We start from the raw sequence: 13,703 nt of genomic DNA, 5'->3' as shown, positions 1-13,703 counted from the left end.
GAGGTCGCTTCAAAAAGCGCGCAGCTTCGTTGCAGCTCCTTGCTGCGCGCGTTTTGAACCAACCTCTCCGCGCAATGTTGGCAGGAATACCATGCGACTTGTCGAAAAAAGCGGGGTTTTGCGGTAGGGAAGGCGTAAATCCTTTAAAATAGCGGGTTAATGAAATACTCTCGCTCAGCCTTGAAGGATTAAAAATGTCAATTTCCAGCACCGAAGAAATCGTCGCCGAATTGCGCGCTGGCCGCATGGTGATCCTGGTCGATGAAGAAGACCGGGAAAACGAAGGTGATCTGGTGCTCGCGGCGGACTTCGTCACGCCGGAAGCCATCAACTTTATGGTCAAGTACGCGCGCGGCCTGGTCTGCCTGACCTTGACCGAAGAGCGCTGCAACCAGCTCGAACTGTCGATGATGTCGTCCAAGAACGGCACCGCCTACGGCACCAACTTCACCGTGTCGATTGAAGCGGCGGAAGGCGTGACCACCGGCATCTCGGCCGCTGACCGTGCCAAGACCATCGAAGTCGCTGTCGCCAAGGATGCCAAGCCAGCGGACATCGTGCAGCCGGGCCACATCTTCCCGCTGAAAGCGCAAAAGGGCGGCGTGCTGATGCGCGCAGGCCATACCGAAGCCGGTTGCGACCTGACCGCCATGGCCGGCCTGACGCCAGCCTCGGTGATCTGCGAGATCATGAAGGACGACGGCACCATGGCGCGTCTGCCGGATCTGCTGGAATTCGCCAAAGAACACAATCTGAAAATCGGCACCATTGCCGACCTGATCCACTACCGCAGCCGCAACGAATCGCTGGTCGAAAAAGTGGGCGAGCGCACGCTGAAGACCGCCCATGGCGACTTCCGCATGCTGGCTTACCGCGACAAGCCTAGCGGCTCGGCGCACCTGGCGCTGGTGCACGGCGAAATCCAGAAGGGCAAGGAAACCCTGGTGCGCGTGCACCAGCCGGTGTCCATCCTCGACATCCTGGAATCGGAAGCGACTACCCACTCGTGGAATCTGTCGTCCTCGATGGCGGCCATCAAGGCGGCTGACAGCGGCGTGATCGTGCTGCTCAATTGCGAAGAAACCGCCGAGCAGTTCTTCAACCAGTTCGAAGCCCTGTGCAAGCCGGAAGACACCAAGCCGAAAGGCCGCGCGGCCAGCATGGATCTGCGCAGCTACGGTATCGGCGCGCAAATCCTGCGCGAAGTCGGTGTCTGCAAAATGCAGCTGCTCGCCAGCCCGCGCAAGATGCCGTCGATGACCGGCTTCAATCTGGAAGTGACCGGCTACGTCGCCAAACCTAACTAATTCAACCAACATACAAGAGGCCATCATGACCGTAGGAAGCTACGAAACCAACCTGAACGGCGAAGACCTGCGCATCGGCGTGGTACAAGCCCGTTTTAACGAAGATATCTGCCACGGCCTGCTGTCGGCTTGCCTGGCTGAGCTCAAGCACCTGGGCGTAGCGGATGAAGATATCCTGCACGTGACCGTGCCGGGCGCGCTGGAAGTACCGCTGGTGCTGCAAAAGATGGCTGAGTCGCAGCAGTTCGACGCGCTGATCGCGCTGGGCGCCATCATCCGCGGCGAGACCTACCACTTCGAGCTGGTGTCGAACGAATCGGGCGCCGGCATCACCCGTATCGGCCTCGATTATGGTATTCCTATCGCCAACGCGATCCTGACCACCGAGAACGACGAACAAGCCGAAGTGCGCATGGCCGTCAAAGGCGCCGACGCCGCCCGCGTGGCAGTGGAAATGGCCAACCTGACCATCGCTCTGGAAGAGCTGAGCCAGGATCACGGCGACGACGAATAAGAATCAAACACACGAAGGTAAAAAATGACTGAGAAGACTTTGCACGCTAACCCCAGCAAGAACCGCACGCCGCGTCACCGCGCGCGCGAGTTCGCGCTGCAAGGGTTGTACCAGTGGCTGCTGAATAACGAATCCGCCTCCACGGTGGTCAACCACATCCGCGGCGCGCACGGCTTCGACAAGGCCGATGCCGAGCACTTCACCGTGCTGCTGAACGGCGCCATCGGTTCGTCGGTGGAATTGCGCGAGATCTTCGCGCCGCTGGTGGATCGTGGCATTTCCGAGCTGTCGCCGATCGAGCACGCTGTGCTGCTGATCGGTACGTACGAACTGAAGAACAATCTGGAAATTCCATACCGCGTTGTCATCAACGAGGCTGTGGAACTGACCAAGTCGTTCGGCGGTATTGACGGTCACAAGTACGTCAACGGCGTGCTGGACAAGCTGGCCGCCCAGCTGCGCCCTGACGAAGTTGCTGCCGACAAGAAGCGCTAAGCGTTTCTGCGGTATCGTTAAAAGCCACCCACGGTAGCGTGCGGTGGCTTTTTTTATGGGCGGCTTGACGGCTGGAGTAGGGCTGGTGAGAATTGCTTTTTAGGTAATTCTGGAGCGGTATCATCGAACTGCACACTCCAAGCTGGCGCCGGCGCGGCTGGCTGGCGCTGATCGCCGGAGCCCACCTGCTGGCCTTCATGGGCTGGAAAGCGCCTGAGCGGCCGCTGGCGGCCTCCATGACGCCGCATACCCCCATCACCTACATTCTGACGCCGTTTAAGCCGCTAAAGCGGCCTGAGCCGCCTCAGCCGCCCCGGCCGCAGCCGCGCACGGCCGAGCCGAAACTGCGCGCGCCTGCCGCGCAGCCGCCGGAGGCCGTAGCCGCGTCGCCCCGGCCGCCGGTTGAGCCGCAAGCGATAACGGCGCCGTCCCCGGCTGCGGTGGCCGAGGCCCAGCCGATCACATTGCCGCCCGATCCGTTCGCCGTGCCGGCCAAGCCGCAGGACGACCTCAAGCAGCGTGCGCTCAAGGGCGCGCTGGCCGCCGATCAAAAAGCCCGCAAGGAAGATGCGTGGACACAGCGCGACCGCAAATACGTCAACGATGAAACCGCGCTGGCGACCGCCATCGGCAAGGCTTATATAGACCGCAGCAGCGGTGCGATAGGGGAGTTTACTGCGACGGATGGCAGCCGCGTGACCAAGTGGCGTATGTCAGACGGCACGGTGGTGTGCTATTACAAGGCATCGAACAACTTCAGCGGCGGCCGCGATCCGTTCAGCGACACCGGCCGCGTCAGCGTACGGCAATGCCCTAAGTAGGGACGTAAAAAAAGCCACCCGACCAACGGTGGCTTCTCGCTAGAGCAGGATGCGCTTACAGGCCAGCGATCTGCGTGCCACTAACCGACTTCTCAGCAGCAGCGACCGGGGCTGCTGCTGGCTTGCTGGTCGATGCAGTCATCACCGGAGTGATGGTTGGCACTTTCTTGCCAGCCGAAACTTGCTTGAGGCGGTTGTACTCGGCCAGAACGCGCGAACCGTAACCATCATCGGTTTCAAACGCGGCGGCGCCGACGTAGCTCTTCAGGCCAGCTTCCACCGAACCGCCACGGGTCACGTAATCCTTCAGGATCAGCGAACCAACGCGGATGTTGGCAACTGGATTCAAGGCAGCTTGCAGGCCGCCCATGTCCTGGAACTTCTCATGGTGCACCTTGGACATCACTTGCATCAGGCCTTGCGCGCCCATAGGGCTTTCCGCGAACGGATTCAGGCCGGATTCAATCGACATCACTGCCAGGATCAGCAGCGGATCGAGCTTGATCTCGCGTGCCGTCAGGTAAGCGGTCGAGACCAGCATGTTGGCGGCGTCGCCCGCTACGCGGTAACGCTTGGACAGCCAGTTGGTGACCCATTTCTGCTGTTTTTCAGTGCCCAGCAGGGCTTTTTCCTCAGCGGTCAGCGGGGCACTGGCATTGGCTGCCGATGCGGTTGCTGGCGCTTCCATCAGCGCATCCAGCGGAGGCGCGGTGACGACGAGGGCTTCAACTTCCTGCGTGCGGTTCAAACTGTCGCTGAGGGCCTTGGCCAGGTCAGGACGGACAAACAGTACTGCCATTACTACTAAAGCGGTCACACCCACAATGGTCAGGGTGTGCTGGGCGGTGGTCAACACGCCCTTTGCCGAAATGCGCGACGTGGAGAACCACGCGGCTGGCTGGCGAGCCATGGTACGGGCAAACGTAGTTGCACCGGTGATGCGATTAATCATAGAGTTCCCCTGAAATGTCCGTAAAAGCGATCCCCCGCCAGCGTCAAACGCAGCTAAACAGGTGCTAATGCCGTGCATCAGAAATATCTCGTTCGTCGTCGCTGTAGGAAGCACACGAGAACGCCATCATTGCTTGCTTGTTGCTGATCTCTTCAATGGAAGTCAACCAGAATGCAATACAACTACAACCGGGGGATAAGGCAGACGCCTTTTGAAAACACTCCTTAAAATGTCATGTGGAGCCCCGACTCCGTGAATGTATGAGCAACCAAAACAGCCAGCTCTCATCAAGTAGGGTGGATTGTAGAAGGCGTTTTATATCAAGTCAATACTAACGCGAAGCGTCTTTATAACTTTTAAATCTAGAATTTTGCCTTGCTAGCGATGGAAAACCAATAAAATCAATCACTTGACCTGTATTTTTAAACAGTGCGCTTTAATGTAAGAAAATATTAAAAAACCGATGAAATATTCCGATCTACGAGATTTTATTTCCCAACTGCAAGGAATGGGAGAACTTAAGCCCATTTTAAGCCCTGTTTCGCCGCATTTAGAGATGACGGAGGTGTGCGACCGTACCTTGCGCGCCGGCGGGCCGGCCTTGCTGTTCCAAAAACCGACCGGTCACAGCATGCCGGTGCTGGCCAATTTGTTCGGCACGCCGCGCCGCGTGGCGCTGGGCATGGGCGCGAGCGATGTGAGCGAGCTGCGCAAGATCGGCCACGTGCTGTCGCGCTTGAAAGAACCGGAGCCGCCAAAGGACTTCAAGGACTTGATGGGCCTCGGCTCGCTGGTCAAAGCCGTGTGGGACATGGCGCCGAAAGAATTGCGCGGCGCGCCGTGCCAGGAAATCGTGTGGGAAGGCGCCGATGTCGATTTGTCGAAATTGCCGATCCAGCATTGCTGGCCGGGCGACGTGGCGCCTTTAATTACCTGGGGCCTTGTGATTACCAAGGGCCCTAATAAGAAGCGGCAAAATCTCGGCATCTACCGCCAGCAGGTGCTGGGCCCGAACAAGGTCATCATGCGCTGGCTCGCGCATCGCGGCGGCGCGCTCGACTTCCGCGAGCACGCCATCCAAAGCAAAGGGAAGCCTTATCCTGTCTGTGTCGCTTTGGGCGCGGATCCCGCTACTATATTAGGTGCAGTGACGCCGGTGCCGGATTCCTTGTCGGAATATCAGTTCGCCGGCCTGCTGCGCGGCAGCCGCACCGAGCTGGTCAAGGCCATCGGCAGCGAACTGCGCGTGCCGGCTTCGGCGGAGATTGTGCTGGAAGGCCATATCTACCCGGATGAAAACCATCCGTCCGGCTACGAGCATGCGCTGGAAGGGCCGTATGGCGACCACACTGGTTACTATAATGAGCAGGACTGGTTCCCGGTGTTCACCATCGACCGCATCACCATGCGCCGCGACCCGATTTACCACTCGACCTACACCGGCAAACCGCCGGATGAGCCGGCCGTGCTGGGCCTGGCGCTGAACGAGGTGTTCGTGCCGCTGCTGCAAAAGCAGTTCAGCGAGATCACCGATTTCCACTTGCCGGCCGAAGGGTGCAGCTATCGCATGGCGGTGGTGCAGATTAAGAAGCAGTACGCCGGCCACGCCAAGCGCGTGATGTTCGGCGTGTGGAGCTTCCTGCGCCAGTTCATGTACACCAAGTTCATCGTGGTGGTGGACGAGGACGTGAACATCCGCGACTGGAATGAGGTGATCTGGGCCATTACCACCCGCGTCGATCCGACCCGCGACACCACGCTGGTCGATAACACGCCGATCGATTACCTGGACTTCGCCTCGCCGGTGAGCGGCCTGGGCAGCAAGATGGGCATCGACGCCACCAACAAGTGGCCGGGCGAAACCACGCGCGAATGGGGCACGGTGATTACCATGTCGCCCGAGGTGAAAACACGGGTGGATCAGATTTGGCAGGAGTTGGGGCTGTAAGGTATAATGATGTCTGGCGGGCCCCTGCGCATTGTGGCATGGTCAACCTGGTCAGGTCGGGAACGAAGCAGCCACAGCCGTTCACCATAAGTGCCGCAGATCAGGCTCGCCTCCTTATTCATGAAAAAGCCGCCCTCGGGCGGCTTTTTTTATTCCGAATCCAGTTCGGCCTCAAATGGCCGCTCGGAGGCGACCATCAGCGGATTCTCCTTCAACAGCGCCGACTCAGGCTTGAGCTTGATCTGATTCTTGGTATCGGTGCTGTAGACCGTGCTGCCGACCTTTAGCTGGGCCGGGTGGTTGAACTTGAATACCACCACCTTGACGCTGGGCGCGAACATGCTCAGTGCGCCAGCCATTTTCTTGATGGCTTGATTCATCTGGCCGACGCTGCTCATCACCGGGGCATAGTTCCATTGCAGGCCGTCCGGCAGCGGCGTGATGGCGTCGTAGCCGACCTGCGACTTTTCTTCTTTCGGCAGGCTGGTCATTACTTTGGTGTCGTCGGTCATCCATTTGGGATTCGGCACCAGCGTCATGCGGAAGTCGGGCGAGAGCGCCGGCAGCGGCTGGCGCTCGCTGCCATGCACCACGGTCAGCACCACATCGGACGGCTTGTAATTCTTGTTCTTCGGTTTGACGGTCAGGTAAAGATTGACCTTGTCGCGCTCGGCAGCTGGCAGGGCGTAGAACTTGTCGAGACGCAGGTCTTCCACCAGTTTTTTGTAGGGCACCCATTCGCGTTCATCTGCGTGGGCGGCGAGGGACAGCAACAGCAGGGGAGTCAGGGCAAGTTTTTTCATTTTTGGCATGTTAAAAGAAAAACAAATTGTAGGGCGAAATCGCAGACTTACCTAATCTAGTCTCGACTTGTTACAATTGCCGCTTTGGCACCCGCGATACGGTAAAATCCCAGCATGTCCTATCAAGTCCTCGCCCGTAAATACCGCCCTCGCAACTTCGAAACGCTCGTCGGTCAGGAGCACGTGGTTCGCGCATTGACGCATGCTTTGCATAGCGGCCGGCTGCACCACGCCTATCTGTTCACCGGAACGCGCGGGGTCGGCAAGACCACCTTGTCGCGGATTCTCGCCAAGTCGCTCAATTGCGTCGGGCCGGATGGCGCGGGCGGCATCACCGCCACGCCGTGCGGCGTGTGCGAGGCGTGCACCGCGATTGATGCGGGCCGCTTTGTTGATTACATCGAGATGGATGCGGCGTCGAATCGCGGCGTTGATGAGATGGCGCAGTTGCTGGAGCAGGCGGTGTACGCGCCGACCAATGCACGCTTCAAGGTCTATATGATCGACGAGGTGCACATGCTGACCAACCACGCCTTCAACTCGATGCTGAAGACGCTGGAGGAACCGCCGGAGCACGTCAAGTTTATTCTGGCGACCACGGATCCGCAGAAGATTCCTGTGACCGTGCTGTCACGCTGCTTGCAGTTCAATTTGAAGCAGATGCCGCCGGGCCACATCATCGGCCACCTTGAAAATATTCTGGGTCAGGAAGGCATCACCTTTGAGCAGCCGGCTTTGCGCTTGCTGGCAACCGGCGCGCACGGTTCGATGCGCGATGCCTTGTCACTGACCGACCAGGCGATTGCTTACGCTGCCGGTGCGGTGACCTTGGATGCGGTGCAGGGCATGCTTGGTGCGCTGGATCAGTCGTACTTGATTCGCTTGCTCGATGCGCTGGCGGCGCAGGACGGTGCTGATCTGTTGGCCGTGGCTGACGAGATGGCCACGCGCAGCCTGTCGTACAACGGCGCTTTGCAGGATTTGGGCACCTTGTTGCACCGGATTGCCTTGGCGCAGACGGTGCCTTCGGCCTTGCCGGAAGATTTGCCTGAGTACGCGGATATCGTGCGCCTCGCGGCCGCGTTTGACGCGGAAGAGGTGCAGCTGTATTACCAGATCGCTGTGCATGGCCGCAATGAACTGGGCTTGGCGCCGGATGAATATGCCGGTTTCTCGATGACCTTGTTACGGATGTTGGCCTTTCGCCCCGGCGTAGGCGGGGCGGAAGGACAAGCACCAGCAGCACCGGCAGTATCGCGCCAGGCGGCGATGGCGTCGGCCCGTGCCGCCGCCGGCGCACCACCGGCCCGCGCGGCCGCCAATGTGCAAGCGAATCACGCCAGCGTGGTGCCGCCATCCGTCATCGCCGGCGCTGCCGCGATGGCGCGCGAAGCCGCCGCACCTGCGCCGATGTCGCCAGCAGCGGCTGCGATGGCCGCCGCCAGTGCAGCGGCCAGCCAGCCGCAAGCTGCGCAGCCAACGAATGCCGCGCCAGCAGCGCCAACGCAGGCCGCCGCGCCAGCTCCGGCCGTCGCACCAGCGCCCGCAGCACCAGCAGCGCCGGTCAGCGCCGCACGTGCCGCGATTAATGCCGCGCTGGAAGCGGCTCGTGCCGCGTCCCGTCCGGGCGGTGCGCGTCCGGCTGCACCTAGTGCCGCACCAGCCGCCGCGCCATCGACCGATGCCGCGTCGTCGGCATCGCCAAGTGTGGCCGCCGCACCCGCACCAGTAGCCGCGCCACAAGCGCCAGTTGCCGTTACGCCACCCGCCGCGCCTCAAGCCGCTGCGCCGAGCCCGCAGATGGCTGCCGCGCCTTCACGTCCAGCGCCGTGGGAAGACATGCCGCCAGCCGCTGACGGTGGTGCTGCTGTGCTGGAAGCGCCGGTTCGCGCCGCGCCGCCAGCAGCCGCTCCGCAGTACGTGGCGCCAGCCCCGCAAGCAAAAGCCAAGCCGCCAGTCGCCGAAGACGACGACCTGCCACCATGGGTCACCGAATTCTCCGACGACTCCGCCATGCCGGCACAAGGCTCAGGCCACCCGTACGCGCCGGAAGCCGCCGCCGCGCCAAGCGCGCCGGCCGCGAATCCGAACGACCCGCACGCCATCGCCATGCCGGCGCGCGCCGCGCCTGCGCCAGCGAAAGCACCGTATGCCTACGTCATCACGCCAGTGCCAGAACTGAACTGGGACGGCAACTGGCCAGCAGTGGCCGCCGCGCTGCCACTGCGCGGCACGGCGCAGCAACTGGCGATGCAAGCCGAAATGGTGAAGTGCTACTTCGAAGGCAACGCCGCCGTGTTCACGCTGCGCGTGCCGATCGAAACCTGGCGCACCCCCGGCAACATCGAAAAACTGACCACCGCACTGACCGAACGCTTCGGCCGCCCAGTGCGCGTTGATAGCGAACTCGGCGCCGTCTGGTACACCGCCAGCGCTGAAGCCCAAGCCTACCGCGAGGCCTGCCAGCGCGCCGCCGAGGAAACCGTCGCCAACGATCCTTTTGTGAACAGCATGATCCGCGAACTGGATGCCTGGGTCGTGCCCGGCTCCATCGTGCCGCCGCAAGCCGCTGCGGCAGCGGCTGCCTGATCGCCCTTTAAACTACAACTTACCGCAACACGGAGAACTCCACCATGATGAAGAACCAACTGGCCGGCCTGATGAAACAAGCGCAGGCAATGCAAGACAATATGAAGAAGGCGCAGGAATCGCTGGCCCTGATCGAAGTCGAAGGCCAATCGGGCGCCGGCCTGGTCAAGATTGTCATGACCTGCAAGAACGATGTGAAGCGCGTGTCGATCGACCCATCGCTGCTGGCTGACGACAAGGATATGCTGGAAGACCTGGTCGCCGCCGCCTTCAACGACGCCGTGCGCAAGGCCGAAGCCACCGCCGCCGAGAAAATGGGCGGCCTGACCGCCGGCATGAATTTGCCGGCCGGCTTCAAGATGCCTTTCTAAGGAACTATGTCCAAGTCGCTGGAATTCCTGACCGAAGCCCTGCGCCGCTTGCCCGGCGTCGGCCCCAAGTCGGCGCAGCGCATGGCGTTCCACCTGCTACAGCATGACCGCGAAGGCGCGGACATGCTGTCGCGCGCGCTGCATCAGGCGGTCAACGCCGTGCACCACTGCGCGCTGTGCAATACCTTCACCGAAGAAGACGTCTGCGACACCTGCAACGACGAGTCGCGCGACCGCCGCCTGCTGTGCGTGGTCGAGACGCCTGCCGATCAGTTGATGATCGAGCAGACCCTGACCTACAAAGGCCTGTACTTCGTGCTGATGGGCCGGCTGTCGCCGCTGGACGGCATCGGCCCCAAAGACATCCATCTCGAAAAACTGGTGGCGCGCGCTGCCGATGGCTTGGTCACCGAGGTGGTGCTGGCGACCAATTTCACCAACGAGGGCGAGGCCACGGCCCACTACATCTCAGAAATGCTGAAGGCGCGCGGCCTGCGCGTGAGCCGTCTGGCGCGTGGCGTGCCGGTTGGTGGCGAACTCGAATACGTCGACGCGGGCACCATCGCCCGCGCCATGCTGGATCGAAGGGCGACTTAATGAGCAAGAACACTTCCGGCCCACTGAAGGGCATCAAGGTACTGGAACTGGGCACGCTGATCGCGGGCCCTTTTTGTGCGCGCATGCTGGCCGAGTTTGGCGCGGAAGTGATCAAGATCGAGTCGCCCGACGGCGGCGATCCGATCCGCAAGTGGCGCGTGCTGAAGGATGGCACCTCGCTGTGGTGGTCGGTACAGTCGCGCAATAAGAAGTCGCTGACGCTGAACATGAAGCACGCGCAGGGCCGCGAAATCGCGCGCAAGCTGGCGCTGGAGGCGGACATCATCATCGAGAACTACCGTCCCGGCGTGCTGGAAAAGTGGGATCTCGGCTACCAACAACTGAAGGCGGTCGATCCGTCGACCATCATGGTACGGCTGTCCGGCTTCGGCCAGACCGGGCCGATGAAGGATTTGCCGGGCTTCGGCGCCATCGGCGAATCGATGGGCGGCTTGCGTTACGTCTCCGGCCACGCGGATCGTCCGCCGGTGCGCGTGGGCGTGTCGATCGGCGATTCGGTGGCCGCGCTGCACGGCGTGATCGGCGCCATGATGGCACTGCGTCACCGCGACGCTACTGGCGGCAAGCTGAAAGGCGAGGGCCAGATGGTGGACGTGGCGCTGTACGAGTCCGTGTTCAACCTGATGGAATCGCTGGTGCCGGAGTTTGATCACGCGGGCGTGGTGCGCGAGCGTACCGGCGGTTCGTTGCCGGGCATCGTGCCGTCCAACACCTACACCACCAAGGACGGCGAGAATATCGTCATTGCCGGCAATGGCGACGCCATCTTCAAGCGCCTGGTGCTGGCCATGGGCCGCATCGATTTGGCCGGCAACCCGGAGCTGGAGCGCAATGACGGCCGCGTCAAGCACACGCAAATGATCGACGATGCGATTCAAGCGTGGTGCGACACGCAGACCATCGCCAGCGCGCTGGAGGTGCTGAAAGCGGCCGACGTCCCGGCCGGCAAAATCTACTCGGTGCGCGACATGATGAGCGACCCGCAATTCCTCGCCCGCGAAATGTTCGAGCAGCACCAGTTCGCCGACGGCACGCCGGTCAAGCTGCCGGCCATCTCGCCGAAACTGTCCGCCACGCCGGGCCACACCAAATGGCTAGGCCCAACCCTCGGCCAGCACAACGACGAAGTCTTGCTATCCCTCGGCTACAGCCCCGACGCCATCGCCGCGATGAAGCAGGACGGCGTGCTGTAAGGCTTGTCCGGCCAGCATGCGGTGGATGGAGTCGGGCGGAGAGGGATGGCCCAGGTAGTAGCCTTGGACCATGTCGCAGCCGTATTGTTCCAGCAGCACCAATTGGGCATCGGTTTCTACGCCTTCGGCCACCACCGCCATTTTCAGTCCGTGCGCCATGGCGATGATGGCGCGGGTGATGGCGGCGTTCTCGGAATCGAGCGGGAGGCCGCTGATGAAGCTCTTGTCGATTTTGAGCGCGCGCACGTCGAAGCGTTTTAAGTAGTTCATCGACGAGTAGCCGGTGCCGAAATCGTCAATCGACAAGTACACGCCGATGCCGCGCAATTGCTCCAGCGTGACCATGGTGGCGCGGGCGTCGTCCATCAGCGTGCCTTCGGTCAGTTCCAGTTCCAGCAGTTCGGCCGGCAGGCCGGTGTCGTGCAGCGCCGACAGCACGCTCTGCGTCAAATTCTCATCCTTGAACTGCTTGGCCGACAGGTTGACCGCCACCCGCACCGACGGCTTGCCCGGCATTTGCCACGTCATCGCTTGCTGGCAGGCGGCGCGCAGCACCCACTCGCCGATCGGCACGATCAGGCCGGTCTCTTCGGCCAGCGGAATGAACTCGGTCGGCGAGATCACGCCGCGCTCGGGATGGCGCCAGCGTACCAAGGCTTCAAAGCCGACGATGCGCGAGCTGCGCACGTCGATCTGCGGCTGGTACAGCAGGTACAGCTCGTCGTTCTGTAAGGCTTTACGCAGGCCTACTTCCAGCTTGACGTGGCTCATGATCTGCATGGTCAGCGACGAGCTGTACAGCTTGGCGTTGTTCTTGCCGCAGTTTTTGGCGTGGTACATGGCGGTGTCGGCGTATTTGAGCAGTGAGTTGCAGTCCTCGCCGTCCTCGGGATACAGCGAGATGCCGATGCTGGCGGTGACAAAGATTTCGTGCGCGTCGAGCAGGAAGGGCCGGCGCATGGCTTCTTTCACGCGGTGTGCGACGTTAAGGGCGTTTTCCACGCGCTCCAGGTCGGGAATCAGGATGGTGAATTCGTCGCCGCCCAAGCGCGCGAGGTTGGTGCCGGCTTCGGTGCGCGACACCAGATCGCCGGGGCGCGTAGTTTCGCGCAGGCGTTCGGAGACGGCCATCAGCAAATGATCGCCGACGTCGTGGCCCAGTGTGTCGTTGATGCGCTTGAAGGCGTCCAAGTCCATGAACAGCACCGCGAATTTCTTGTTGGCCTTGCGCGAGCGCACCAGCTCGGCCTCCAGCGTTTCGAGGAAGGCCTGGCGGTTGGGGATGCCGGTCAGCGAATCGCAGTAGGCCAGGCGGCGGATTTGTTCTTCGCTGCGCTTGCGCTCGCTGATGTCGCGTACCAGTCCCAGCACTTCGTCCGGCCCGGTGGCGACCAGCCGCGCTTCGAAATGGCGTACCGGCAGCGGGGCCGCGCCGGGCAGGGGCAGTTCGTAGTCGAGCGAGCGGATGTGCTGGGTGTCGAGCACGCTGTGCACTTGCTCCATCATGTGGTCGGCAATTTCGGGCGGCAGCACCTGGCTCAGGTGGCGGCCCACGCACAGGTCGGAGGCAAACACGCTGCTGGCTTCGTGGCCTTGTTCGTAGTCGAGGTAGTAGCCGTCCTTGTTCATGCGGAAGAAGGTGTCGGGAATGGCGGCCAGCACGGCGCGGTGCTGGGCGTCGGCGATGCGCAGGCGGCTGATGGCGTCGCTGGCGCGCAGCACGTACAGCACCCGGTGGCCGAGGATGGGCCAGTTGATCGGCTTGGAGACGAAGTCGGTGGCGCCGGCCTCGTAGGCGCGGGTGACGGATTCGAGTTCATCGCCGCCGGTGACCATGATGATGGGCACGGCGGCCTGCGTTTCCAGCTTGCGGATTTCGCGGCAGACGCTGAAGCCGTCCATGCCGGGCATGTCGACATCGAGCAGCACCAGGTCGGGCGTGACGCCCTGGAAGCAGGCGAGGGCTTTGACGCCGTCCTCGGCTTCGATGGCGTCGAGGCCGACTTGGGCCAGCATTTCCAGCATCAGCAGCCGCATGGTGGGATCGTCGTCGGCCACCAGTACGAGGCCGCGCTTGGGGGAAGTTGCCATG

12 protein-coding genes and 1 other RNA gene are annotated in these 13,703 nt (G+C 61.8%); 10 read left to right on the top strand and 3 right to left on the bottom strand.

The window, feature by feature from the left end:
* The first annotated feature begins 194 nt into the window (after nt 1-194).
* The 4 genes from ribBA to GTP45_RS15735 all read left to right on the top strand — a co-directional run bounded on the left by ribBA (nt 195) and on the right by GTP45_RS15735 (nt 3,137).
* A complete protein-coding gene (gene ribBA / locus GTP45_RS15750; protein ID WP_161014786.1) occupies nt 195-1,307 on the top strand; it encodes a bifunctional 3,4-dihydroxy-2-butanone-4-phosphate synthase/GTP cyclohydrolase II in 1,113 nt (370 codons plus the stop codon).
* 25 nt (nt 1,308-1,332) lie between these two features.
* Nucleotides 1,333-1,821 (top strand): 6,7-dimethyl-8-ribityllumazine synthase, encoded by a 489-nt coding sequence (ribH, locus tag GTP45_RS15745; RefSeq protein ID WP_161009584.1) that lies wholly within the window; start codon nt 1,333-1,335, stop codon nt 1,819-1,821.
* A 24-nt stretch (nt 1,822-1,845) separates the two neighbouring features.
* Nucleotides 1,846-2,316 (top strand): transcription antitermination factor NusB, encoded by a 471-nt coding sequence (gene nusB / locus GTP45_RS15740; RefSeq protein ID WP_161014785.1) that lies wholly within the window; start codon nt 1,846-1,848, stop codon nt 2,314-2,316.
* A gap of 236 nt (nt 2,317-2,552) precedes the next feature.
* Nucleotides 2,553-3,137, top strand: a complete 585-nt coding sequence (locus GTP45_RS15735; protein ID WP_229258480.1) for a hypothetical protein — start codon at nt 2,553-2,555, stop codon at nt 3,135-3,137.
* Between the two features lie 55 nt (nt 3,138-3,192).
* Here the strand turns inward: GTP45_RS15735 and GTP45_RS15730 are convergent, their stop codons facing one another.
* A complete protein-coding gene (locus GTP45_RS15730) occupies nt 3,193-4,089 on the bottom strand; it encodes a transglycosylase SLT domain-containing protein (RefSeq protein WP_161014784.1) in 897 nt (298 codons plus the stop codon).
* Between the two features lie 463 nt (nt 4,090-4,552).
* Here GTP45_RS15730 and ubiD point away from each other — a divergent pair, with 463 nt between their 5' ends.
* Nucleotides 4,553-6,037 carry a 4-hydroxy-3-polyprenylbenzoate decarboxylase gene (gene ubiD, locus GTP45_RS15725; RefSeq protein ID WP_161014783.1) on the top strand — a complete coding sequence of 495 codons (1,485 nt, stop codon included), beginning with the start codon at nt 4,553-4,555 and terminating at the stop codon, nt 6,035-6,037.
* Between the two features lie 15 nt (nt 6,038-6,052).
* An RNA gene (ffs, locus tag GTP45_RS15720) (signal recognition particle sRNA small type) lies at nt 6,053-6,151 on the top strand.
* Nucleotides 6,152-6,186: 35 nt separating this feature from the next.
* Here the strand turns inward: ffs and GTP45_RS15715 are convergent.
* A complete protein-coding gene (locus tag GTP45_RS15715) occupies nt 6,187-6,840 on the bottom strand; it encodes a hypothetical protein (RefSeq protein ID WP_161014782.1) in 654 nt (217 codons plus the stop codon).
* 114 nt (nt 6,841-6,954) lie between these two features.
* Between GTP45_RS15715 and dnaX the strand changes: the two genes are divergently transcribed.
* From dnaX to GTP45_RS15695, 4 genes are read left to right on the top strand one after another with little or no spacing between them, the layout of a single operon-like run.
* A complete protein-coding gene (gene dnaX / locus GTP45_RS15710; RefSeq protein WP_161014781.1) occupies nt 6,955-9,429 on the top strand; it encodes a DNA polymerase III subunit gamma/tau in 2,475 nt (824 codons plus the stop codon).
* A 44-nt stretch (nt 9,430-9,473) separates the two neighbouring features.
* Entirely contained in the window at nt 9,474-9,800 is a 327-nt protein-coding gene (locus GTP45_RS15705; RefSeq protein ID WP_161014780.1) for a YbaB/EbfC family nucleoid-associated protein, read from the top strand.
* A 6-nt stretch (nt 9,801-9,806) separates the two neighbouring features.
* A complete protein-coding gene (gene recR, locus GTP45_RS15700) occupies nt 9,807-10,397 on the top strand; it encodes a recombination mediator RecR (RefSeq protein ID WP_092268651.1) in 591 nt (196 codons plus the stop codon).
* Complete coding sequence (locus GTP45_RS15695; protein WP_161014779.1) at nt 10,397-11,611, top strand: CaiB/BaiF CoA transferase family protein; 1,215 nt, start codon at nt 10,397-10,399, stop codon at nt 11,609-11,611. Before recR ends, GTP45_RS15695 begins: the two co-directional genes overlap by 1 nt.
* Here the strand turns inward: GTP45_RS15695 and GTP45_RS15690 are convergent.
* The gene (locus GTP45_RS15690; protein ID WP_161014778.1) at nt 11,552-13,702 is read right to left on the bottom strand and encodes a putative bifunctional diguanylate cyclase/phosphodiesterase; all 2,151 of its coding nucleotides are present in this window, start codon (nt 13,700-13,702) and stop codon (nt 11,552-11,554) included. The genes GTP45_RS15695 and GTP45_RS15690 overlap by 60 nt on opposite strands.
* Between the last annotated feature and the right edge of the window lies 1 nt (nt 13,703).

The organism is Duganella rivi (genome assembly GCF_009857435.1).
GTDB lineage: Bacteria > Pseudomonadota > Gammaproteobacteria > Burkholderiales > Burkholderiaceae_D > Rugamonas > Rugamonas rivi.
Note: the sequence above shows the minus strand (reverse complement) of the source record. Positions and strands in the feature narration are given on the sequence as shown.

Bases quoted from the DNA above. Each gene is read 5' to 3' on its own strand.
- ribBA (WP_161014786.1), top strand. From the start codon at position 195: ATGTCAATTTCCAGCACCGAAGAAATCGTCGCCGAATTGCGCGCTGGC.
- ribH (WP_161009584.1), top strand. From the start codon at position 1,333: ATGACCGTAGGAAGCTACGAAACCAACCTGAACGGCGAAGACCTGCGC.
- nusB (WP_161014785.1), top strand. From the start codon at position 1,846: ATGACTGAGAAGACTTTGCACGCTAACCCCAGCAAGAACCGCACGCCG.
- GTP45_RS15735 (WP_229258480.1), top strand. From the start codon at position 2,553: ATGACGCCGCATACCCCCATCACCTACATTCTGACGCCGTTTAAGCCG.
- GTP45_RS15730 (WP_161014784.1), bottom strand. From the start codon at position 4,089: ATGATTAATCGCATCACCGGTGCAACTACGTTTGCCCGTACCATGGCT.
- ubiD (WP_161014783.1), top strand. From the start codon at position 4,553: ATGAAATATTCCGATCTACGAGATTTTATTTCCCAACTGCAAGGAATG.
- GTP45_RS15715 (WP_161014782.1), bottom strand. From the start codon at position 6,840: ATGAAAAAACTTGCCCTGACTCCCCTGCTGTTGCTGTCCCTCGCCGCC.
- dnaX (WP_161014781.1), top strand. From the start codon at position 6,955: ATGTCCTATCAAGTCCTCGCCCGTAAATACCGCCCTCGCAACTTCGAA.
- GTP45_RS15705 (WP_161014780.1), top strand. From the start codon at position 9,474: ATGATGAAGAACCAACTGGCCGGCCTGATGAAACAAGCGCAGGCAATG.
- recR (WP_092268651.1), top strand. From the start codon at position 9,807: ATGTCCAAGTCGCTGGAATTCCTGACCGAAGCCCTGCGCCGCTTGCCC.
- GTP45_RS15695 (WP_161014779.1), top strand. From the start codon at position 10,397: ATGAGCAAGAACACTTCCGGCCCACTGAAGGGCATCAAGGTACTGGAA.
- GTP45_RS15690 (WP_161014778.1), bottom strand. From the start codon at position 13,702: ATGGCAACTTCCCCCAAGCGCGGCCTCGTACTGGTGGCCGACGACGAT.